The sequence below is a fragment of the Runella salmonicolor genome (assembly GCF_024158025.1).
Classification (GTDB): domain Bacteria; phylum Bacteroidota; class Bacteroidia; order Cytophagales; family Spirosomataceae; genus Runella; species Runella salmonicolor.
In genome coordinates this window covers 47,566-69,041 of sequence record NZ_JAMZEL010000003.1, presented here as the reverse complement: position 1 = coordinate 69,041, position 21,476 = coordinate 47,566, and the positions used below count along the sequence as shown (strand labels likewise).

At 45.8% G+C, this 21,476-nt stretch carries 20 protein-coding genes; 8 read left to right on the top strand and 12 right to left on the bottom strand.

Annotation, left to right across the window (positions count from 1 at the left end; all coding sequences use genetic code 11):
- Window positions 1-22: 22 nt before the first annotated feature.
- The 6 genes from atpF to NCI00_RS09565 all read right to left on the bottom strand — a co-directional run bounded on the left by atpF (window position 23) and on the right by NCI00_RS09565 (window position 3,772).
- Window positions 23-517 (bottom strand): F0F1 ATP synthase subunit B, encoded by a 495-nt coding sequence (atpF, locus tag NCI00_RS09590; RefSeq protein WP_114069481.1) that lies wholly within the window; start codon window positions 515-517, stop codon window positions 23-25.
- A 114-nt stretch (window positions 518-631) separates the two neighbouring features.
- Window positions 632-895, bottom strand: a complete 264-nt coding sequence (gene atpE / locus NCI00_RS09585) for an ATP synthase F0 subunit C (protein WP_114069480.1) — start codon at window positions 893-895, stop codon at window positions 632-634.
- 58 nt (window positions 896-953) lie between these two features.
- Complete coding sequence (gene atpB, locus NCI00_RS09580; RefSeq protein WP_114069479.1) at window positions 954-2,051, bottom strand: F0F1 ATP synthase subunit A; 1,098 nt, start codon at window positions 2,049-2,051, stop codon at window positions 954-956.
- Between the two features lie 38 nt (window positions 2,052-2,089).
- Window positions 2,090-2,455 (bottom strand): hypothetical protein, encoded by a 366-nt coding sequence (locus NCI00_RS09575; protein WP_253526934.1) that lies wholly within the window; start codon window positions 2,453-2,455, stop codon window positions 2,090-2,092.
- Between the two features lie 90 nt (window positions 2,456-2,545).
- Complete coding sequence (locus NCI00_RS09570) at window positions 2,546-2,764, bottom strand: AtpZ/AtpI family protein (protein ID WP_114462166.1); 219 nt, start codon at window positions 2,762-2,764, stop codon at window positions 2,546-2,548.
- 21 nt (window positions 2,765-2,785) lie between these two features.
- Window positions 2,786-3,772: an ion channel gene (locus NCI00_RS09565; protein ID WP_253526932.1), complete on the bottom strand. Its 987-nt coding sequence runs from the start codon at window positions 3,770-3,772 to the stop codon at window positions 2,786-2,788.
- A gap of 211 nt (window positions 3,773-3,983) precedes the next feature.
- On the opposite strand from NCI00_RS09565, the gene NCI00_RS09560 reads away from it, so the two are divergent.
- The 4 genes from NCI00_RS09560 (at window position 3,984) to NCI00_RS09545 (ending at window position 7,636) form a co-directional block, all read left to right on the top strand.
- Window positions 3,984-4,982, top strand: coding sequence for a glycosyltransferase (locus NCI00_RS09560; protein ID WP_253526930.1), 999 nt, complete (start codon window positions 3,984-3,986; stop codon window positions 4,980-4,982).
- Between the two features lie 221 nt (window positions 4,983-5,203).
- Entirely contained in the window at window positions 5,204-5,989 is a 786-nt protein-coding gene (locus NCI00_RS09555; protein ID WP_253526929.1) for a TatD family hydrolase, read from the top strand.
- A gap of 49 nt (window positions 5,990-6,038) precedes the next feature.
- A complete protein-coding gene (locus NCI00_RS09550) occupies window positions 6,039-7,109 on the top strand; it encodes an asparaginase (RefSeq protein WP_253526928.1) in 1,071 nt (356 codons plus the stop codon).
- A 92-nt stretch (window positions 7,110-7,201) separates the two neighbouring features.
- Entirely contained in the window at window positions 7,202-7,636 is a 435-nt protein-coding gene (locus tag NCI00_RS09545) for a DUF2147 domain-containing protein (protein ID WP_166559334.1), read from the top strand.
- 17 nt (window positions 7,637-7,653) lie between these two features.
- Here NCI00_RS09545 and NCI00_RS09540 read toward each other — a convergent pair whose 3' ends face one another.
- From NCI00_RS09540 to NCI00_RS09515, 6 genes are all read right to left on the bottom strand, one after another.
- Window positions 7,654-8,463 (bottom strand): LytR/AlgR family response regulator transcription factor, encoded by an 810-nt coding sequence (locus NCI00_RS09540; RefSeq protein ID WP_253526927.1) that lies wholly within the window; start codon window positions 8,461-8,463, stop codon window positions 7,654-7,656.
- Window positions 8,464-8,555: 92 nt separating this feature from the next.
- Complete coding sequence (locus tag NCI00_RS09535) at window positions 8,556-9,647, bottom strand: sensor histidine kinase (protein ID WP_253526926.1); 1,092 nt, start codon at window positions 9,645-9,647, stop codon at window positions 8,556-8,558.
- Between the two features lie 90 nt (window positions 9,648-9,737).
- A complete protein-coding gene (locus tag NCI00_RS09530) occupies window positions 9,738-10,229 on the bottom strand; it encodes a hypothetical protein (RefSeq protein ID WP_253526925.1) in 492 nt (163 codons plus the stop codon).
- 201 nt (window positions 10,230-10,430) lie between these two features.
- Window positions 10,431-12,008: a GH3 family acyl-acid amido synthetase gene (locus NCI00_RS09525; RefSeq protein WP_253526924.1), complete on the bottom strand. Its 1,578-nt coding sequence runs from the start codon at window positions 12,006-12,008 to the stop codon at window positions 10,431-10,433.
- A gap of 111 nt (window positions 12,009-12,119) precedes the next feature.
- The gene (gene surE, locus NCI00_RS09520) at window positions 12,120-12,911 is read right to left on the bottom strand and encodes a 5'/3'-nucleotidase SurE (protein ID WP_253526923.1); all 792 of its coding nucleotides are present in this window, start codon (window positions 12,909-12,911) and stop codon (window positions 12,120-12,122) included.
- Between the two features lie 188 nt (window positions 12,912-13,099).
- The gene (locus tag NCI00_RS09515; RefSeq protein WP_253526922.1) at window positions 13,100-15,388 is read right to left on the bottom strand and encodes a glycosyl hydrolase family 95 catalytic domain-containing protein; all 2,289 of its coding nucleotides are present in this window, start codon (window positions 15,386-15,388) and stop codon (window positions 13,100-13,102) included.
- A gap of 343 nt (window positions 15,389-15,731) precedes the next feature.
- Between NCI00_RS09515 and NCI00_RS09510 the strand changes: the two genes are divergently transcribed.
- The 4 genes from NCI00_RS09510 to NCI00_RS09495 all read left to right on the top strand — a co-directional run bounded on the left by NCI00_RS09510 (window position 15,732) and on the right by NCI00_RS09495 (window position 21,347).
- Window positions 15,732-17,948 carry a heavy metal translocating P-type ATPase gene (locus tag NCI00_RS09510; RefSeq protein ID WP_253526920.1) on the top strand — a complete coding sequence of 739 codons (2,217 nt, stop codon included), beginning with the start codon at window positions 15,732-15,734 and terminating at the stop codon, window positions 17,946-17,948.
- Between the two features lie 125 nt (window positions 17,949-18,073).
- A complete protein-coding gene (locus NCI00_RS09505; protein ID WP_253526918.1) occupies window positions 18,074-18,283 on the top strand; it encodes a heavy-metal-associated domain-containing protein in 210 nt (69 codons plus the stop codon).
- 269 nt (window positions 18,284-18,552) lie between these two features.
- The gene (locus tag NCI00_RS09500; protein ID WP_253526917.1) at window positions 18,553-19,725 is read left to right on the top strand and encodes a sialidase family protein; all 1,173 of its coding nucleotides are present in this window, start codon (window positions 18,553-18,555) and stop codon (window positions 19,723-19,725) included.
- A 107-nt stretch (window positions 19,726-19,832) separates the two neighbouring features.
- Window positions 19,833-21,347: a sulfatase family protein gene (locus tag NCI00_RS09495; protein WP_253526916.1), complete on the top strand. Its 1,515-nt coding sequence runs from the start codon at window positions 19,833-19,835 to the stop codon at window positions 21,345-21,347.
- Window positions 21,348-21,476: the final 129 nt, after the last annotated feature.

Here is a 21,476-nt window from a genome sequence, read left to right as displayed (position 1 = left end):
TTCAATGTTGAATGATAATTGACTAGTTAAGTCTTGCTTCTTTGGCCAAATCAGCTACCAATTTCTCCTGCGAGGTCTTGTCGCCTAATTCTTTGCGCAACACTTTCTCGGCAATATCAAGCGAAATCGTGACGATTTCTTTCTTCATTTGAGCAACAATGGCTACGCGCTCGTTGTTGATGGCCTCACGTGCATCTTCAATAATGCGTTTTCCTTCGATACCTGCGCGGTCTTTTGCTTCGGCAATCAGACGGTCGGCAGATTCTTTGGCAGATTTCAAAATGCTGTCGCGCTCGGCACGGGCTTGAGCCAGTAATTTTTCATTGTCTGACTGCAACTTAGCCATGTCGGCACGGGTCTTTTCGGCCAAATCAAGCGCGCTTTGAATCTGATGTTCGCGTTCTTTTAAGCCGTTCATGATGGGTTTCCAAGCGGCTACGCGCAGGATCACCACCAAGATAACAAATACCACCAACATCCAGAAAAGTAAGCCGATTGCGGGGGTTAACAATTCCATTTGAATACAGTTTACAGTTTTTAGATAATAATTTAGAATTCCTCTTGTTTACTACAAAAGAGAGGATTTCGTACCGACGCCTAATGCGCACAGTACGAAATCCCTTTGTTGCAATTAGAGCTTGAAAGAAATCAACAAGCAAATAACGGCAGCGAAAAGAGCTACGGCCTCGATCAAAGCCGCGATAATCAACATCGCAGTTTGGATACGACCAGCAGCCTCTGGCTGACGAGCAATACCTTCCATTGCGCTACCACCGATACGGCCGATACCTAGACCTGCACCGATTGCAGCTAAACCTGCACCGATACCGGCACCTAATACCGCTAGACCTGCACCGCTTTCAGCAGCAGCTTGGAGTAAGATTTGAAGCAACATGATTGTAATTTATTATATAGTGAAACAAAAGAATTCAATGAAAAATGGTACGCGTAAATTAGTGTCCGTGGTCTGCTTCGTGGCTCTCTTCGATGGAGCTTCCGATGTACATTGACGTCAGGAGCGTAAAGATAAAGGCCTGCAAAAACGCCACCAATAACTCAATAACGTTCATAAACAACGTAAAGATGAGCACCAACGGGCTCACCGCCCAACCGGTACCGCCACCGCCTAAGTTGTTGGCAATAAATATCAAACCTAAAAGGCTCAGGATGATGATGTGACCCGCCGTGATGTTGGCAAAAAGTCGAACCATCAATGAGAAAGGCTTCATGAATACACCCACGATTTCTACCGGAATCATAATCGGCAACAAAGCAACAGGTACACCCGTTGGCTTAATCAAGTGAGCGAAATAATGCTTATTGGCGCTAAAGTGAACAATGATAAAGGTAATTACCGCCAGAATTAACGTTACGGCGATATTGCCCGTTAAGTTTGCGCCACCAGGAACCAACCCAAGCAGGTTGTTTACCCAAATGAAGAAAAACAAGGTCAACAAATAAGGCAAATATCTTTCGTACTTAGGGCCGATGGCAGGCTTCACCACTTCATCCCGAATAAACAGAATGATAGGCTCCAAAAACGACTGGATGCCCGAAGGGGCTTTCCCTTTATTTTTGGAATAACCTTTGGCAACCGAGGTAAAAATAAGCAAAAGAATAACGGCACTTAAAAGCAGAGAAGCTACGTTCTTAGTAATGGAAAAATCCAATACGTGTGCTTCTTTGTTGGCTTTGCCATCTGCCCCGATTGGGTAGATGTGCTCATGCTCCAATACGTAGCCTAAGGCTTTGTTGGGATACACGTGGTTTTCGTGATCTTCGTGGGTAGCATCGGGCGAGTGGTAGAAGTTGCTCGATGAAAATACCTTCACCCCATTGTCATAAATAATGACAGGAAGCGGTATTGACAAACCATGCGCAAATTCCCATTCGTGGGCATCTGCGATGTGGTGCATAATCATCTCACCAATGTTGAATTTGCTTTCTTTGGCTTCATGGTCATGAGCCGGTTCTTCGGCGAAAGCAACGGAAAAAGTAACAAAAAGTAGCGCGAATGTCGCGAAAAATGTATGACGTAAGGTCTGAAACATAACTAACGATTAACGAATTACAAATTAAGAATACGCTCCTATTCCAAATCGCGGCGCAAGTTACGATACAATCCGTATATTTCAAAACAAGTATAAAATAAATAAAATGCAAAAAAGGTAACGACGAAGCTATTGGGGGAGGTCACCTTGAAATACAAAAATACCCCTACAAATACCAAGCACATTAAGAGACGAACGACAACCGTGGTTAGGTAAAATTGAACAAATCTTTCTCTATTCTCCTTAAAACCCTGCTCCATCAAACGGTGTTGAAGCAACGAAACCACAAAGAAGAAGGCCAGAATAGTCCATTTTTCAGGATGGATATAGGCACCGACTGAAAAGTAATCGGCTGTAAAAAGTACAATTCCCAAAAAGAACGTAAAAAGGATAGTTCGAAACATTTTATAAAAGTTAATCAACGAAATAGGTAACAAACAGCAGGTAAGTGCTGAGTATTACAAAAATATATTGGGTCATCTTTCCCTTAGAAATCAGGATTTGACCTGCCGAATGAAATTATACAAGGCGGCAGCGATAGAAAGTAAAGATAATGCCAATGTCCAACCGGGAATTTTATTTCCCTGCCACTCGTCCAGCTTTACTCCCGCGTAGGTCCCCAGTCCGATGGTTCCGAGCATTTGCAAGCCAATGCTCGAATATTTGGCGTAATTGGTCGTCTTTTTACGCATTGAGTCGCCATTATCGGTCATTTTACAACAAAGGATTTGAAATTAATTCAACTCTTTGGGCTCATAATCGTGTATTTTTTGGACATCTACGCTCACAATATCGTCCCGCTTACCGCTGTCAAACATGGGAACAAACTTTGCACCCCACACCACTTCTTCGTACCGAAACGAATACCGAGCATGTACCGATTGCAAAAAAGTTTCTTCGGTAGCCCGAACATACACCAGAAACTCCGTATCCGACTCGGCCAAGCTGTCCTCCGTAGCACCGTATAAAGGACTCGCTTCGGTGATAGGATGCACAATGGTCCAACTTAATGGAAAAAAATTTACCTGGCTACGTTCCAGTTTTAATTGATAATAACGCCGCGAACGCTGTCCGTTGGGGAGGGTTTCCAATCGTGAAAGTGAAATCTCAACCCGCACATCCACCAACTCCGTTGGGCTCTCATTAATCATCCGAAACATCCAACCGTTGATGTCCAAATAAGGCGCAAAGATAGCATTTCGGCTAAAAAGAATTTTGGGAACGGGACGCGAAAACCGTCCATAGACCAAACCCGACGCAATCGCAAAGCCTAACACGCCCACCAGCGACTCAATAGATGAAAGTCCGCTCGCCACTAGCCCCACGGGTGCCACGTGCCCATAGCCAACGGTGGTCAATGTTTGGGCGCTAAAAAAGAACGCCCCCCAAAACTGCTCCATCGTACTGACGGCCTTAATTCCCTGAAGGTGCTCTACCCCTATTATCATGTAAAGCACTGAAAAAAAGCAGTTTACTACAAAATAAACTAAAAATACCACCAGAAAAAACATCGGCCAAGAAAGCCCCGTCAGACGATGGAAAATATCGAGCCTCGCCCAAAATGAGCCATTTACTCGACGCGCATTAAAAGACCCGTCGGATTTCATCAATCGCCCGCGGTCATTGGTAATGCGGGTTCCAAATCCTACGTCACGGCGTTCTTCCTCTTTTTCGAGAAGTTTACTGTTTTTAACTTTAGTGATAAGTCGATGTGTAGCCATACGATAATGAGCAATCAATGAAGGGGGTAAATAGTCTATTTTCACCTAACAATTTCCCCTTCGTTTCCCGTTCAATCCATAACTAAAATTAATGATAAAAGCCTCATTTTAAGTTAGCAAGACAGCTCCATTGTCATTCATACCGACGAATACCCAGTTTTGAAACTCAAAATACAACCCAAGAACCCTTACCTTTGCAAAAAAGTAGGGTGTGAAAAAAGTATCAGTTCTTATCGCCGCTCGCAACGAAGCGGACAATATCATTGCCTGTTTGCAGTCTGTGGCGGCGTTGAGTTATCCACCAGAACACCTGCAAATCCTCATCGGAAATGACGCTTCGGAAGATGAGACGGGGGCGTTGGTGCAGGAGTTTATTCGGGACAAACCTCATTTTGAACTTATTAACATTATCCCCGCTCCTGATTCAGGCGGTGCATCGACCCTAAAAGGAAAATCCAATGCGTTGGCCCAATTGGCGCAGCGGGCACAGGGCGAATTTCTATTTTTTACGGATGCCGATATTGAAGTACCAGCTCAGTGGATTGAAAACATGCTTTCGCATTTTAAACCCAACGTGGGCATCGTAACGGGTATCACGGCCATAAAAGGCGGAGGCTTATTTGGACTGATGCAAGCCCTCGAATGGTTGTATTATCTTTCATTTATGCGGTTATTTTCTCTTTTTGGGGTTCCCATTACGGCAATGGGTAACAACATGGCCGTAAGCCGTAAGGCCTTTGAGGCCGTGGGAGGGTACGAAAAAGTAGGTTTTTCAATCACCGAAGACTACGCTCTTTTTCACGCTATCGTAACCCAAGGTTATAAGTTCGTCCAATTATTTGACCGCCGCGTACTGACCCTTTCCCAGCCGATTCCGACCTTTTCTCAACTATTGATTCAACGAAAACGCTGGATGTACGGCGCCATGACCCTGCCTTGGGGGCAACGTATCGGGGTGTATGTCAATGCATTATTCCTTCCATTTATAGTGCTTCTAGTCATTTTTTTACCCAAAGCCGCCCTTGTTATTTTATTCTTATACGTTCTGTGGGTTTGTACTTGGTTGGTCAGTATTTTAAATTGGCTGCAACAACCTCACTTTTTTATCGGCGTCCCTTTTTTCTGGCTTTACCACCTCTTGATGAACTTTGTGATGCTGATTAATTTTTATGTACGAAAAACCACCGTCTGGAAAGGGCGAGAGTATTGAGAAACGGAAAAACCGTAAAATAGAAAACTGTAAAATGTAAAACTGGAAAATAGAAAACTGAGAAACCGTAAAATAGAAAACCGAGTAACCGTAAAATAGAAAACCGTAAAATAGAAAACTGAGAAACCGTAAAATAGAAAACCGTATTAGCTACCCGCAACCAATGCAAAACTGAGAAGTATTTGTATTCAAAGCGCTTCATCTTTCTCCATTCACGAATCATGATAGAAACCCACGCTCATATTTACGACGAAGTATTTAATGAAGACCGCACCCAAATGCTGAACCGTGCTTTTACGGCGGGAATTACCCAAATCTGGATGCCCAATTGTGACCACACGACCATCGACGGCATGATGGCGTTGGCGGAGCAGTACCCAAATATCTGTTTGCCCATGATGGGTTTGCATCCTACGTATGTCAAAGAAGATTTCCAAAAAGAACTGTACATCGTAGAAGATTGGCTCAATAAAGCAGCCCAATCGCCTCTAACTCCCGTGCCGAAATTTGTAGCCATTGGCGAGATTGGTATGGACTTATACTGGGATAAAACCTTTGTTGAGCAGCAAAAAGAAGCGTTTTTGGTTCAATGCCATCTGGCTCTCAAACACAATCTTTGGATTGACATTCACAGTCGCAGTGCTTTTTGGGAAGTCGTTGAGTTGATTGAGCAAGTGGGAAATCCACTGCTGAAAGGAATTTTTCACTGTTTTACGGGAACGCTCGAAGAAGCCCAAAAAGCGATTGAATTAGGCTTCAAACTAGGAATTGGGGGCGTGGCTACCTTCAAAAACGGTGGGTTAGACAAGGTTTTGCCTTACATAGACGTAGAACATATCGTGCTCGAAACCGATTGCCCTTATTTGGCACCCGTCCCGTATCGCGGTAAGCGCAACGAAGTCGCGTATATTCCGATTATTGCGCAGAAAGTCGCTGACTTAATGCAAATTACGATCGAAGACCTCGCCCGAATAACAACCCAGAATGCAACCCAAATGGTGTATTAAACATCCCCTCGTTCAAAACGATTTCTTTATCATCAACACTTCTCAACCCATGCCAGCGTATAAATCAGTCACCATCAATCCCGTTTTACCCAACCGTCCGCGCGCATCCGTGTTGGTGATATACACGGGTGGAACACTCGGAATGGTCTTTGAAAAAGGCCAACTCGTCCCCTTTGATTTCGAACAAATTCTGGACAAACTCCCCGAAATCAAGCGGTTAGACTTCGAGATTACGTTCACGAGTTTAGAAGAAATCATGGACTCGTCCAACATGCGCCCCGACGTGTGGATGGACTTGGCGCGGTTGATTCAGCGGCATTATGATTCTTACGACAGTTTTGTGATTCTACACGGCACAGACACGATGGCTTATACCGCTTCGGCGTTGAGTTTCATGCTCCAAAACCTCAGCAAGCCCGTTATCCTGACGGGCGCGCAGCTGCCCATCGGAATTGCCCGAACCGACGCCCGCGAAAACATCATTACAGCCTTGGAAATCGCGGCGGCCCAGTGGGAAGGCCGTCCGTTGGTGCCCGAAGTATGCATTTATTTTCAGAATTATCTCCTGCGGGGCAACCGCGCCAAGAAAAAAGAGACCTCCCAATTCAATGCTTTTCGCTCCGAAAATTACCCCGCCTTGGCTGAAGTGGGCGTGACGATTGAGTACAATTACCCGTACATCGCGCCGTATCGTCCAGAACGCCCTTTTCATGTCCAACTGCCGTTGGATGAAAATGTAACCATTCTGAAGTTGTTTCCGGGCATCACCCAAAATGTACTCCGTTCAATCCTCAATATCAACGGATTGCGCGGTGTTGTACTGGAGACTTTCGGTGCTGGCAATGCCCCTACTCTACCTTGGTTTTTGTATGAACTGAAAGAAGCCACGGAGCGCGGCGTAGTCATCATGAATGTATCGCAGTGCGACGGCGGGCGCGTGATGCAGGGACGCTACCAAACCAGTACGTGGTTCCAAAAAATCGGCGTAGTGGGCGGCGGCGACATCACTACCGAAGCCGCCATTACCAAGATGATGAGCATTTTAGCGCGAGAAAGCGATATGGAGCGCATCCGCGAAGAATTGGCAAAACCTTTGGCGGGTGAAATGAGCTTGTTGTGATTGAGTATCGTGCTGTGTAAAATTTTTCTTTGCAAAACTAAATGGTCAATTTTTAGTTATGTAGAGTTGAATCAGCCATTCACAGCAAGACTATGAAAACAATACTTTTTGCCGCATTATCCCTATTTCTAATCAGCAACATCACTTTCTCTCAAAATGCCGATGCGATTTTAGGCGATTGGTTTAACGCCGAAAAAGACGGTAAAATCCGAATTTACAAATCAGGAAACCTTTATTTCGGAAAACTGATTTGGGGTAAAGAACTCTACGAAGCCGACGGCAAAACATCCCGAAAAGATGCCAACAACGCCAACGCTTTATTGAAGGGGCGCCCCTTGTTAAATCTGCTCATTTTGGAACAATTTGAATTCCATCAAGACCAATGGCGCAACGGAAAAGTGTACGACCCCAAAAGCGGCAAAACCTACGACGGTTTTCTGAAACTAAAAGACGGAAAGTTAGAAATCAGGGGGTATGTAGGCATTGCGGCATTTGGCAAAACTACGGTTTGGACCAAAGCCCAATAATTTTTATATATTCCGATTTATTTGCCCATCCAGCGCTTAAAATCCGTGGCCCGCTCTCTACTTACCAGCACTTCATCGTCGGTGTTGGGTTTGAGAATTAACTTCAGTTTATTGTTAAAATAGGGATGAACCTGCTGCACCGTATTGATGTGAACGATGTATTGACGATTGGCCCGAAAAAAATGGGCGGGGTCAAGCATCGCCTCTAGCTCATCTAAGGGATAATCCAGTGAAAACTTTTGATTATGAACGGTCTTAAACAAACTAACGCCTTCTTCGGAGTAAAAATAGGCAATATCGCTCACCTCAACGGGCACCCATTGTTGCAGATGTTTCACCAAAAAACGCCGCCGATAATCCGCCGGCTGAATATGTTGACGGAGTTGCTGTACTAGCGCATCAATGTCGACGCCACTGCTGGCTTCGTTTTTTCCAGCCACGGCTCCGATTTGATTATAGTGCGTCCGTTTGTACTTATCCAAGCTCGCTTCCAGCTCATGCCGCTTGATGGGTTTAAGCAAATAATCAATGCTGTTGACTTTAAAAGCGCGCAAAGCGTATTCATCGTACGAAGTCGTAAAAATGACGGGAGCACTCACGGTGGTTTGTTCAAATATCTCAAAGCTCTGCCCGTCGGCCAGCTCAATATCCATCAAAATCAAATCAGGCCTCACCGCTGACTCGTTTGAATGGGCATTCAGCCAAGCCACTGACGCCCTCACACTGGCGCAGGTTCCTACGATTTGGATGCTTTCATCCAAATCCAACAACAATTTTGACAATTTTCGAACGGCCAGTTCCTCGTCTTCAATAATTAAAATTTTCATAGTGAGCAAAGATTAATGGGTTAAAAATCGGCCATAAACGCCAATTTTTCAAGAATAGAGTTTTTAAAACGGTACAAAAGGGCCTTGAGTCGTCAATTATATCTTATCAAAGGTAACATAACCGAGAACTGACTTTCATTTTCAAGAATGGTCGGAACGGTCTGCCCCAACATTTTATATTTGGTCAGAATATTATTGAGTCCCAGGCCATTTGAGTGTATTTTGGTGTTTTTTCGCTGTAAGTTATTGGTAATCACCAATTGATTGTCGGAGTTCGTAAAAACCGAAATAGAGAGCGGCTGTTCGGGCAAAATAATGTTGTGCTTAACGGCATTTTCCACCAACAATTGCAACGTCAAAGGAGGCAACAGAAATGCTTCGTGAACTGAATCGACATGAATAGTAATCTTTAACCCTGCTCCGTAGCGCGTTTTGAGCAAATGTGTATACGAATGAATAAAATCCAGTTCAGCCCCCAAAGTGGTGAGATTCTGCTCATTGCTCCGCAACAAATAACGATACACTGTGCTCAATTCTTCCAGAAAAAGGGAGGCTTGCGGTGGGTCTTCCTCAATAAGGGTTCCGAGAGCGTTCAGGCTATTGAACAAAAAGTGCGGATTCACCTGCTGCTTTAACGCTTCCAATTGGCTTTGAAGATTGGTTTTCTCCAGTGCTTCTTTTTCACGCTCTGATTGCCGAAGTCGTTTTTTTATTTCTCGGGATTCGACAGCAAAGAAAAGCGCCTCATACACCGGCAAAAAAAGTAGAAACATAATGGCTGCCTTTACAAAATCGACTCCATAAAACCACAGTGAAAGCCGATGATTGTTGATTGTAAATGTGGCATAGTGTTGGACCGTAGAATCATCCAGCGTTTGATAAATAAGCCAATGCCTTGCAATACCCGTCAGCCAAAGCACTAGCGTAGTCCCGAGCATCCCCGTCAAAAACGTTAAAACAAGCCGTTTTATAATCTGGCTACCCAGAGGATACTGTTCTCTAAACTTAAAAATAACAAAACGATTGAGGTGCCAAGTAGCCACAATAGAAGTCATTGTAAGCATCAACCGCCCGGCAATCGTCCAACTGAATGGCATTTGGAGGTAATTATTGACAGATACGCTCATCAGCATCAACAATGTGATGCCAATGATACGTAGCCATCTGTCATTCAATCGGGTCAATCTTGTAGTTGTTTTGATTGAAAATACCTTCTTTTTGCCTTTCCTGCCAGCGGCAAACGACTCCAAATTTTCAGATTTCGAGGAGTTCGTTTATAGCGCTTTCCAAGTCATGATGGCTTTAATCACAAAACCATCTTCTTCAACTTCTACCTGCGCTTTTAGGGTTTTAGAGGAAGCCTCAATGACTTTCAACTCCGAAATATCGGTATTGTCGTCGCCATCCACAATACGTAACATTTTAGTCTGTTCATCATACGTCCAGCTACCTGTGTTTCCCTGCCCAGGGCTGTCATCATCGCAACGCTTGGCGCCGTTATCGCCCGACAATCTGCCACCCTTTTCAAAAATCATGACGTTGTCTTTTTCACAGTCTGGCAAAAAAACCATCAGATCGGGATCCACTTTTCCATCCCCGTCAAAGTCGACCGCTGGGTCCATGATAAAGGAGGCAAGTACCATTCGTTTACCCACAAAAGGGAGGCCATCTGCTGGCTCACCTTCGATTTCGTTTTTTTTGCACCCTGCAAGGGTCATCAACAGAAAGGCCATTGCGGCCACAATAAAAGAGTTAATTCGTTTCATGGCTTACTTTTTTTATTTTTTTAAAGTGGTTGTATGAATGTGACGTGAGAGAAATAACTTAATGCGATAAACGACGCAAAAAAATACTGCCCTTCGACAACGCAAAGATGGCGCTTGTCGAAGGGCAGTAGCAACTGGCAGCTCGCTGAAGTGTAATTTCCTGCCTATGAATCGGAATAAAGCAGGCTTAGAAAGTGGCGTTTATTTTAGATTAACGGTCTCAACTTGTAGTCCTTGTTCCAGTAAATACGCTTCCCATTCGTCAATGAGGTTCTTTTTCAGAACCCGTGGAAACTTATTTTGTCCGCCCATTTTACCCCTTTTGGCCATCCAGCCCAAAAAAGTAGCCGAAGGCAACACCGTCACAAAGACATCTTTTAAGGCATGACGTCGCTCCACGACGTAGTCATCATTGAGCACTTTGAGGTGGCCATCAATCTTATCGCGCAGGGCATCGGCGTCTACTTCGTCGTCGGTGCCGATGTACCATTGGTGCGCAAAAAGCGAATCGTGGCGAATACCCGCCACCGTAAATTCTTTCACGGTGATTCCCAACTCTTCGGCGCTGAGCTCCACGGCCTTGTTCATGTTTTCGACGGAAAGGTGCTCTCCGCAAAGACTCAAATAATGCTTTGTACGTCCCGTAATCGTGATTTCGGCGCGTTGTTTATTAGCAAACTTAATCGTATCGCCAATCAGGTAACGCCACGCTCCTGAGCAGGTGGAAATCAGCAGCGCGTAGTCTACTCCTTCTTCCACTTCATCAATCATCAGGGTTTGTGGATTGGGAACGAGCTCTCCGTCTTCGGTAAAATTTTTGTCGTTGAAAGGCACAAATTCGTAGAAAATACCATTGTCGAGCACCAAACGCATCCCATCGGCGTGCGGACGATTTTGGAAAGCAATGAATCCTTCCGACGCCAAATACGTATCAATATAAATAAGCGGACGCCCAAGGAGCTTTTCAAAACCAGCCCGGTAAGGTTCGAAAGAAACCCCACCGTGGCCAAAAACGCTGAGGTTTGGCCAAATTTCGTGGATATTTTTCAGCTTGTAGCGCTCTATGATTTTCTCCATGATAATTTGGAGCCAAGCCGGCACCCCCGCCATAAAACCAATATCCCAATTGGGAGCTTCTTCCACGATTTTTTCTAGCTTTCGGCTCCAGTCACGCTCGCGGGCAATCTCAGGCCCTGGCTTATAATAGCGCTCAAACCAAAAAGGAATATTGGCCGCATTGATGCCACTCACATCTCCCTGAAAACGCCCCTCGTCAATAGAGCTTAGGTCGGTACTACCGCCAATCATCAAGAAGCCTTTTTCGTAGAGGTCACTCGGTAGTTCTTCGTACCGCCCCAGCGACAGGATTTGACGAATACTCGTGCGCTGAAACGATTTGGTCATGGCTTTGGTAACGGGAATATACTTCGACGCCGCCTCCGACGTGCCCGAACTCAACGCAAAGTATTTGACCCGCCCGGGCCAGCATACATTTTTTTCTCCTGCGTGCGCTTTATGCCACCATTCACGGAAAATTTTTTCGTAATTATGAACGGGAACGAACTGTTTGTATTTTTCGTAAAACGTATTGCCTTCGTCAAAAACGGCGGTATTAAGTATTTCTTCAAAATTATACTTTTCACCGAACTGCGTATAACGCGCCTTCGCAAGAAGCTTACTCAACGTTTTTCGCTGCACTTTTGCGTGATTGTTTTTCTCACGCTGAATGCTTACGGTCAGCTTTAGTCCTCCTTTTAACAAGTTTCCTAAAAGTGCCATGCTAGCAGGGGTTTTTAAATGATTGTTGATTTTTCATAAGCTGAAAGGGCTATTTTCAAGAGAGTTTTTAAGATACCACGGTAAAGGTTCAATTACCTTTCTGCCTTATTACTAACTTTCAATTTCTTCCAACTGCCACTGTTTCATTAACTCAACTGTTTGATAGGCAGTCATATCATACTGGCAAGGTACTACTGCGGCATAATTATTGGCCAATGCCCACTCGTCGGTATCTTCCATGCCTTCATCATAATTGACAAACTTGCCCGCCATCCAAAAATAGCTACGTCCGTGCGGGTCTTTTCTTTTCTCAAACTCTTCTTCCCATTTTCCGTTGGTTTGTCGGCAAATGCGCGTTCCTTTCAGTGGCTCACCAGACTTTTTCGGAAAATTCACATTAAGTGCCACTCCTTTGGGTAAACCATTCTCCAAAACAGCCTTTGCAATCTGCAAAATGTAAGGTTTGGCGTGCGAAAAATCAGCATTGGGGGCAAAATCGCACAATGAGAATCCGATGGCGGGAATCCCTTCAATAGCTGCTTCGATGGCCGCTGACATGGTACCAGAATACAAAATACTGATAGAACTGTTGGACCCGTGGTTGATACCACTCACTACCAGGTCGGGAGTACGGTCTTTTAATACATAATGCTTGCCCAATTTCACACAATCGGCTGGTGTACCACTACATTCGTAGGCCCTTACATCCTTAAAAATCTCCGTTGCATGAAGCCGCAATGGCTCCCCAATCGTAATCGCATGACCCATCCCCGATTGAGGACTGTCCGGGGCCACCACCACCACGTCGCCCAACTCTTGCATTAACTCTACTAACGTCCTGATTCCTAACGATGTAATACCATCGTCATTACTAACTAATATTAGCGGTTTTGGAGGATACATAATGGGTTATTTCTCATTTTAGGCGGGCAAAGTTACGGACAAATCATCAGATTTTCACTTTTGATTTTTACCGTTGCATTACCGCAGTCATTCTATCGGGAAAGCACTAAAATAAACGAGATTCAGCGGCAATTATTCTACTGAATGACTGGCCTTTATGCGTTTATTGGCTAGAATTGCCTTTTTGGTTATTCGTATCCATTTTTAAAAACAATGAACCCACCTTTCTCAAAACTGACTTCCACGAATTCTTTCTCCATTTTCTCCAGCACAGCCCCTTTTTTCTCCTTTACAAAGTGCGTTTTGAAGGGCAATTTCAGCCGCGCAATACCGCCTTTTTCAGATTTTAAAATGACTTCGTCCACCAAGCCACCCGTGCGTTTTCCGCTGACCAACACGGCACCTTCAGCTCGTAACTCTTTGAACGAAACGTCTTTCCAATCGGCAGGTACGGCGGGAAACACTTCAATAAAACCCGCATAGCTTTGCAACAGCATTTCCTGTACTCCAGCGGCAAACGCAAAATTCCCTTCCAGTGTAAACGGTCGGTACGTAAATTTAGACAAACCCGATTTCGTTTGGTCGCCGTTGGCATGAAAGGAGTTGGGTAAACAAAACGCCGTGGCAAACGTCCGCAACGTTTTGGCCGCACCTGTGCCGTCTTTGGCGCGGGCTTTGAGGCTGCCCAACCACGCATACGAGTATCCGCACCACCAATCAGGGCCAATTTTATCGAGCAAGGCAAGGCTATTTTTGATGATGGCTTGGTCGTTTTCTCCATTTTCCCAGCGAATTTCACCCAAAGGATGAATGGCCATTACGTGCGAAAAATGCCGGTGTGATTGATTATAGGGCAACGATGGTGTAAATTTTAATTCGGCATTTTCAGAAAGAGCATAAGGAGCAAACTGACTGAAAATATCCCGCCAATGGGCGGCTTCCTGCGTCAGTTTTAATTCTGCCGCCAATTCAGCGGCTTTGCTAAACGTAAAACGCATAAGAGACAAATCATAGTTCGTATTCTCAGAAAACCAAGCAGTTACCCGATTGTCATTGATTTCTGGACTCGAACTGATGGGAAGCTGACGCTGCCCCTGTGCGTTCAGAAACGTATTTTTTTCTAAGAATGTCGCCACCTCTTTGAACCACGGATAGGCCCGTTTTTGCAAGAAATCACGGTCCATGCTGTAGCGCCATTGCAGGTAATAATGCTGCGCTAGCCACGAAGAGACCGTCGGCGAGAAAGAATACTGAATCCATCCGCCCATCGGCACCCCCGTGAGGGTAGTCACTCCAGGCACATTGATTCCCTCACTTTGATAAAACCATTTGGTATACTCGCGGTATGCGGGGCGATTTTGGTCGAGGTGGTCAAGGTAGCCGAGGGTTTCTTCCAAATGGTTGGCGGTGTAGCCGGGCCAATAACTCAATTGCGTATTCAAATCATGGTGAAAATCGCCTTTCCAAGGCGGCAATCGGCCGTTGTCGGCAGTCCAAACTGCCTGCAATGAAATCGGTGGCGCCCCCCGACGGGCCGTACTACCAAATTTATACTGTTCCAGATAATACTGTTTTTCCAAGATGGCATCTGGCAACTCAATACTAGATTTAGCCCAGAAATTTTTCCACCAAGCCTGATGCGTTAAGGCGGCTTTTTCAAAAGCAACTATTTTAGCGGTCAATGTATTGGCGGCGGGTTTAGGCTTGTTGGGGTAATGCGCCGAAATCGCCCAAACCCCTTCCCATACATCGACACCGAGGGTTTTCCAGCGTACACTTACTTCATACTCAAACCCGCCCCAACCTTTTTGGCGGTAGGTATAGGCGTTTCCTTGTTTAAGCACTTTTCCCTGTTGGTAACCCAACCGCGCCAAATCGTCACCCGCTACCGACCCACCCGCGGTTTTGTCTACCTCTCCTTCGTACTTGGGCGCTAACAGGCTGATTTTAAAATCTTTCACACCTTCTAGCCGAAAATAACCTAGCAGCGCGGAAGCATGAACAAAAGAGGTAAGTTTGGCCCCGTTGGCCCACTTTACTTCGGCGATGGCTTTTTGTATATCCACCCGAGCGGAGCTTACTTCGCCCCAAGTTTGGCTTTCTATTTCCAATGCAGCGCCCGGAATCTTGCTCGGGGCGGGTTCGCGCTCATAAGGTACATCACCGTATTGCTGTACGGCGGCGTAGTTGTTTTTCTTGATTTGCTCCTGCACCCATGCATACGTAAACTCGGGCTTTTTCATGCCCTCCATCGGGCGTAAATCCCACAATTCAGCGTGGTCGAGGGAGAAGCGTAGGTTATTGCCTTTTTGCCAAATCAATTCTCCAATAAAACCATTCCCTAACGGCAATGCTTCGTCCCAACGCGTTGGGAGTTTGTCAAAAACCAAATCGTGTTTGGCAGAAACTTGGGCAACGGCTGCGTCGGTCAACCTTAAGAAGATACCCAAAAATAGGCAAAGAAGGCGTTTTAACATGGCGAGTTGTTTGGTATTAAAAGGAACTGACACATTCTTATCTTAGTACGAAGATATTTGATTATTTCAGGCAATTGAAAAAGAAGGTAACAGAAAACTGTTTTTTGCTGCCATCATGGTGTAAAATAAGATTGCCGAGAAAGCCAATATTTGGCTGATACGCTGAGGTTTGAGAACCCGACTCGGTGTTTAAATGTTGCGTATTCACAAAGTGAGAATTGTTTTTAGATACTCAAGTTCAAAAGCATTGACCGAAACGATAAAAGTATAAATTTTACCAAAAATCGTGTAACAACTCCCTCACCTCAGCACTGTACCTTTGTACCGTCAAATCAACAATAGCATGGAAACGCTCACGATAGAGAACGAACAAAAAATAACGATTCCTGTGACGGGAATGACCTGTGCGGCTTGCGCGAGCAGTGTCGAAAATGTCCTTAACAAACAGGAAGGGGTATTGGAATGTGCCGTAAATTTTGCCAACGAAACAGCCCAAATTACCTTCAACACCGCCCAAACTTCCCCCGAAGCCCTCAAAAAATCGGTGCAGGCCGTGGGGTATGACTTGATTTTGGATACCGCCAATGCCCAAGTAAAGCAAGCTGAATTAAAAACAGCGCACGTGCAATCACTCAAAAACAATGTGGTTTGGGCGAGTATCCTAACCGCTCCCGTGGTGGTTATCGGCATGTTTTTTATGGAAATGCCCTACGCCAATTGGATTATGCTGGCCCTCACCACGCCCGTATTGGCCCTGTTTGGGAAAAGTTTTTTTATTAACGCCTGGAAACAAGCGCGCCACGGGCAATCCAACATGGACACGCTCGTGGCGTTAAGCACCGGAATTGCCTACCTATTCAGCCTTTTTAATACCATTTACCCCGAATTTTGGCACAGCCGGGGGCTTCACCCCCACGTCTATTTTGAAGCGGCGGCCGTTGTGATTGTGTTTATTATGTTGGGGAAATTGCTCGAAGAAAAAGCCAAAGCCAACACCTCCTCAGCCATCAAAAAACTGATGGGCCTCCAACCACATACCGTGTGGATTATTGAAAACGGCGAAGAAAAAGAAGTGGAATTGGCCCAAGTCCGCATCGGTGACCGCATCATCGTCAAGCCTGGCGACAAGATTGCCGTAGATGGGAAAGTACTTTCTGGTACCTCATTTGTGGATGAAAGTATGCTTTCTGGGGAGCCTATTCCAGTTGAGAAAACCAAAGGGGCCAAAGTCTTTGCGGGAACGGTCAATCAGCAGGGTAGTTTTCGATTTATTGCCGAAAAAATCGGTGGAGAAACCCTACTGGCAGGCATCATCCAGATGGTTCAAAATGCCCAGGGCAGCAAAGCACCCATTCAAAAATTGACCGACAAAATTGCGGGCATTTTTGTCCCGATTGTCATCGGCATTGCCATTCTTACGTTTGTGGCTTGGTTCATTTTAGGAGGCGAAAACGCCCTATCGCAGGGTTTACTGGCGGCGGTTACGGTACTGGTCATTGCCTGTCCGTGTGCGCTGGGATTGGCTACCCCAACGGCCATCATGGTGGGCGTGGGCAAAGGCGCTGAAAACGGGATTCTCATCAAAGACGCCGAAAGTCTGGAACTTGCCCATCGGGTGAATGCCATCATTTTGGACAAAACAGGAACCATTACTGAAGGCAAACCCACGCTCACGGACAGTTTTTGGGTCGAAAACCATGAAACTCAAAAGAGCATTTTGCTCGCTATCGAAAGTCAATCGGCTCACCCATTGGCCGAGGCCGTGGTGAATCATTTGAAAATGGAAGGCGTCAAAACACGCTTGGTTCAGCAGTTTGAAAACGTAACGGGTCGTGGAGTAAAAGCGACCATCGATGGAGAGAATTATTACGTCGGCAGCCCCGTATGGATGACCGAGCGACAACTTTCGCTGTCGGAATCACCCATTGAAAAGTGGCAATTGGAAGCCAAAACGGTCATCGTTTTTGCCAACGAAACCAAGGTAATCGCCGCTTTCGGCATTACTGACCCCATCAAAGAAACGTCGGCCAAAGCCATTGAAGAACTTCAAAACCAAGGAATTGAAGTTTATATGTTGACCGGCGACAATGTCCAAACAGCGCAACAAGTAGCGAAGCAGGTGGGAATCAACCATTTTAAAGCCCAAGTGTTACCCTCCGACAAAGCCGCCTTTGTGGAAGAATTACAACGAACGGGCAAAGTGGTGGCCATGGTCGGCGACGGCATCAATGACTCCCACGCGCTGGCCATGGCCGATGTGAGCATTGCCATGGGTCGCGGCTCCGATATTGCCATGGACGTGGCCAAAATGACGCTTATTTCAGGCGATTTGCATAAAATTGCGCAGGCCATTCGCCTTTCCAAATGGACCGTAGCGGCGATTCATCAGAACCTGTTTTGGGCGTTTATTTACAACCTTATCGGAATTCCGCTCGCCGCTGGCGTGTTGTACCCAATCAACGGGTTCCTGCTCAATCCGATGATTGCGGGGGCAGCTATGGCGCTAAGTTCGGTGTCGGTGGTAGGAAATAGTCTAAGACTTAAACTAAAACACTTATAATCAAGAAGTAAGGGGCATAAAATAAGATACCAGACGTTCACTAAAAAACAATCCTCCTATTTATTACCTCTTACATCCATAAAAATCAAAAATCATACAATCATAAATCATCAATTATTCAAATCATGGAAACCTTACAATTCAAAACCAATATCAATTGCGGAGGCTGCGTAGCCAAAGTAACTCCTTTCTTGAATCAACTCGAAAACGTAGAGACGTGGAAAGTTGACACCAACAATCCCGAAAAAATCCTGACCGTATCGGGCGAAGATTTAACCTGCGAGCTCATCCAAACCGCCATTGAGAAGGCTGGGTTTGAAGCCGCCGAAGTATAATATTGTTCAGGACGTAAAAATCGGAGAATGGCACACGTCCGTTCTCCGATTTTTTATTTTTAAGCTTACTGCCTGTACTCCCCTCCTCTCCAGAGCATCAGCATGATTTTGGGCCATCCCCTAGGCAAATTTTTACTTTTTGCGCATTTTCGACAAAATTCTCCCAGATTTATACGCCTCTGGTAGTACTTTGCAGGCATTATCTTCTTTAAATAAAAACATAAACGCTTTTCAAGGCCCAACCAAACACCGCCTAATCAATCGCAAAGATGCATTTACGTCTATTTTTACTTTTATTGATTCCATTTTGGGGAAATGCCCAATCGCCAAAAGAAACCGTGGTTTTTCAAAACGGCCAAAACGGCTATAAATGTTACCGCATTCCCGCCATTGTCAAAGCTCCCAACGGCCACTTATTGGCTTTTGCCGAGGCACGCCGCAACAATTGCGGTGATTTTGGCGATGTGGAAATCGTGATGAAACGCAGCACCGACAACGGCACGACGTGGGGAAAATTGCAAGTCGTGGCCGATAACGGCAACGACCAAGCAGGCAACCAAGCCCCCGTTTTTGACCTGACAGATAAACGGTTCCCCAAAGGTCGGTTGTTTTTGTTTTACAACACGGGCATCGCCCACGAGCAGGAAGTCCGCGAGGGGAAAGCCATTCGGGAAGTGTGGTATAAGACCAGCACCGACGGCGGACAAACTTGGTCGGAGCCAGTCAATATCACAACGCAGGTTTCCAAACCCAATAAACCCAGCGTAAATCCTGCCTACAATTTCAAAGAAGATTGGCGCTCATACGCCAATACCCCGGGCCACGGTCTGCAAATTCAAAAAGGAAAGTACAAAGGCCGACTTTTTATTCCCGCCAATCACTCGGCAGGACCACCCCAAAAGGAGTCCCGTGATTATGTGGCCCACGCTTTTTACAGCGATGACCACGGCAAAACCTTTAAACTTTCGCCCAACGTGGCCTACCCGGGCAGTAACGAGGCCATTGCCGCCGAAACTTCGGGCGGCAGTTTGGTTTTCAATTGCCGCAACCAATCGGGCGACGCCAAGTACCGAATTCAAGCCTTTACCAAAAACGCGGGCGAAAGTTGGGATGAAGTGAAAATCATGACCGACCTCCCCGACCCGATTTGCCAAGGAAGCATGATTGATTTTCAACCCAAAAAAGGGCAAAAAGTGTTGCTTTTTTCCAACAACAACAGCCAAACCCAACGCGATAAACTGACCGTTCGTGTCAGCTATGATGATGGAAAAAGCTGGTCGGCAGGCAAACAAATTTACGGGGCCGCCAAGGCATATTCAGACCCATCGGCATATTCGGATTTGGTGGTACAACGCGATAATGTCATTGGAGTGTTGTACGAGAAAAATGACTACACGCAAATCGTGTACGCTAAATTCAATTATGAGTGGCTGGTAAAATGAGCATCGGCAAGGGCTATGAATAACGTCGGCGAGGTTTTGAACCTCGCCGACGTTAGCTCGCCGACCTTATCCATAGCAAGTAAAAATCTCTGAAACCCTTTCAATTCATGAAAAAAACATTCATCACGCTTGCGGCCCTCGTTTTAATGGTAAGCGCAGGCCTATTGTCGTTCAAACCCAAAGACAAGCGCCCCAACATCCTGATTCTATTTTCGGACGACCACGCGCTGCAAGGCATCAGCGCTTACGGCAGTCCATACATCAAAACGCCCAACATCGACCGATTGGCCAAGGAAGGTGCTTTGTACCAAAATATGTTTTGTACCAATTCGCTTTGCGCACCGAGCCGTGCCACGCTGCTGACGGGGAAATTTAGCCACAAAAATGGCCACAGAGACAACTCAACCCAGTTTGACGCGGGTCAGAATATGTACCCCAAATACCTACAAGCAGCTGGTTATCAAACGAGTTGGATTGGCAAATGGCATTTACAGGCCACACCGCAGTATTTTGATTATTGGTCGGTGGTGCCAGGCCAAGGGGCGTATTACAATCCAGACTTTAATGAAATGGGCGGCAAAACCGTTAGACACGAAGGGTACGCTACCGACGTTATCACCAATAAAGCCCTGAAATGGCTAAGCAGCGACCGCGATGATTCAAAGCCGTTTTGCTTGGTCATCGGCCACAAATGCCCGCACCGTAATTGGTTGCCCGACACGGGTGATTTGCGGGCGTTTGACAACGTCAAATTTCAATTGCCCAAAACCTTTTACGATAACTATGAAGGTCGGATTGCCGCCAAACGCCAAGATATGACCGTGACCAAAACCATGCGTCTGAAAGAAGATTTGAAAGTGGGCGCTGAAAATGATGAGTTTGTAAAGCGTATGAATCCCGCCCAGCGCAAGGCGTGGTTGGCGTATTATGACCAAGTGACGGCCGACTTTAAGAAGCAAAACTTAACGGGCCGCGCTCTCGACGAATGGAAATACCAACGTTATATGCAGGATTACCTGGGTACACTCCGCTCACTTGACCGCAACGTAGGCCGCGTGTTGGATTATCTGGACCAAACGGGGTTGGCCGAAAATACCATCGTGATTTATTCTTCCGACCAAGGATTTTATCTAGGCGAGCACGGCTGGTTTGACAAACGTTTTATGTACGAAGAATCCCACCACATGCCGATGCTGATACGCTATCCGAAGCGCATCAAACCAGGAACCATCGACCGCGCTATTCACAACAATACCGATTTTGCGCCCACTATTTTGCAGGAAGCCGGACTCAAAGTCCCCGCAGACATGCAGGGACAATCATTTTTCAGTAAAACACCCCGAAAATCAACGTATTACCACTATTACGAGTATCCCGCCGAGCACAGTGTACAAGCACACTTCGGCATCCGCACCGACCGCTACAAGCTGATTCGTTTTTACAAAGACGGTGACTATTGGGAACTCTACGACCTCAAAACCGACCCCGATGAGCTAAAAAATCAATACGGAAATCCCACCTACAAAACCATTCAAAAACAGTTATTAACTGATTTAAAGAAGGTTATCAAGCAATACGAAGATACGGAAGCGGCGGAAATTTTGCAGAAAGAAGGAGTTTAAAGTTGTAATCACGCAAAGACGCTGCTAGTGAGCGTCTTTGCGTGATTACATATTATTGTATTTCCTCTTGAAATTACTTTAGGATTGGCATCCACCGTCAGTGGATAAAACGTCGGCAAGGTTTTGAAC

What these genes read in the sequence shown, in the direction of transcription:
- atpF (WP_114069481.1), bottom strand. Translation starts at nt 517, where the DNA reads ATGGAATTGTTAACCCCCGCAATCGGCTTACTTTTCTGGATGTTGGTG.
- atpE (WP_114069480.1), bottom strand. Translation starts at nt 895, where the DNA reads ATGTTGCTTCAAATCTTACTCCAAGCTGCTGCTGAAAGCGGTGCAGGT.
- atpB (WP_114069479.1), bottom strand. Translation starts at nt 2,051, where the DNA reads ATGTTTCAGACCTTACGTCATACATTTTTCGCGACATTCGCGCTACTT.
- NCI00_RS09575 (WP_253526934.1), bottom strand. Translation starts at nt 2,455, where the DNA reads ATGTTTCGAACTATCCTTTTTACGTTCTTTTTGGGAATTGTACTTTTT.
- NCI00_RS09570 (WP_114462166.1), bottom strand. Translation starts at nt 2,764, where the DNA reads ATGACCGATAATGGCGACTCAATGCGTAAAAAGACGACCAATTACGCC.
- NCI00_RS09565 (WP_253526932.1), bottom strand. Translation starts at nt 3,772, where the DNA reads ATGGCTACACATCGACTTATCACTAAAGTTAAAAACAGTAAACTTCTC.
- NCI00_RS09555 (WP_253526929.1), top strand. Translation starts at nt 5,204, where the DNA reads ATGATAGAAACCCACGCTCATATTTACGACGAAGTATTTAATGAAGAC.
- NCI00_RS09550 (WP_253526928.1), top strand. Translation starts at nt 6,039, where the DNA reads ATGCCAGCGTATAAATCAGTCACCATCAATCCCGTTTTACCCAACCGT.
- NCI00_RS09545 (WP_166559334.1), top strand. Translation starts at nt 7,202, where the DNA reads ATGAAAACAATACTTTTTGCCGCATTATCCCTATTTCTAATCAGCAAC.
- NCI00_RS09540 (WP_253526927.1), bottom strand. Translation starts at nt 8,463, where the DNA reads ATGAAAATTTTAATTATTGAAGACGAGGAACTGGCCGTTCGAAAATTG.
- NCI00_RS09530 (WP_253526925.1), bottom strand. Translation starts at nt 10,229, where the DNA reads ATGAAACGAATTAACTCTTTTATTGTGGCCGCAATGGCCTTTCTGTTG.
- NCI00_RS09525 (WP_253526924.1), bottom strand. Translation starts at nt 12,008, where the DNA reads ATGGCACTTTTAGGAAACTTGTTAAAAGGAGGACTAAAGCTGACCGTA.
- surE (WP_253526923.1), bottom strand. Translation starts at nt 12,911, where the DNA reads ATGTATCCTCCAAAACCGCTAATATTAGTTAGTAATGACGATGGTATT.
- NCI00_RS09515 (WP_253526922.1), bottom strand. Translation starts at nt 15,388, where the DNA reads ATGTTAAAACGCCTTCTTTGCCTATTTTTGGGTATCTTCTTAAGGTTG.
- NCI00_RS09510 (WP_253526920.1), top strand. Translation starts at nt 15,732, where the DNA reads ATGGAAACGCTCACGATAGAGAACGAACAAAAAATAACGATTCCTGTG.
- NCI00_RS09505 (WP_253526918.1), top strand. Translation starts at nt 18,074, where the DNA reads ATGGAAACCTTACAATTCAAAACCAATATCAATTGCGGAGGCTGCGTA.
- NCI00_RS09500 (WP_253526917.1), top strand. Translation starts at nt 18,553, where the DNA reads ATGCATTTACGTCTATTTTTACTTTTATTGATTCCATTTTGGGGAAAT.
- NCI00_RS09495 (WP_253526916.1), top strand. Translation starts at nt 19,833, where the DNA reads ATGAAAAAAACATTCATCACGCTTGCGGCCCTCGTTTTAATGGTAAGC.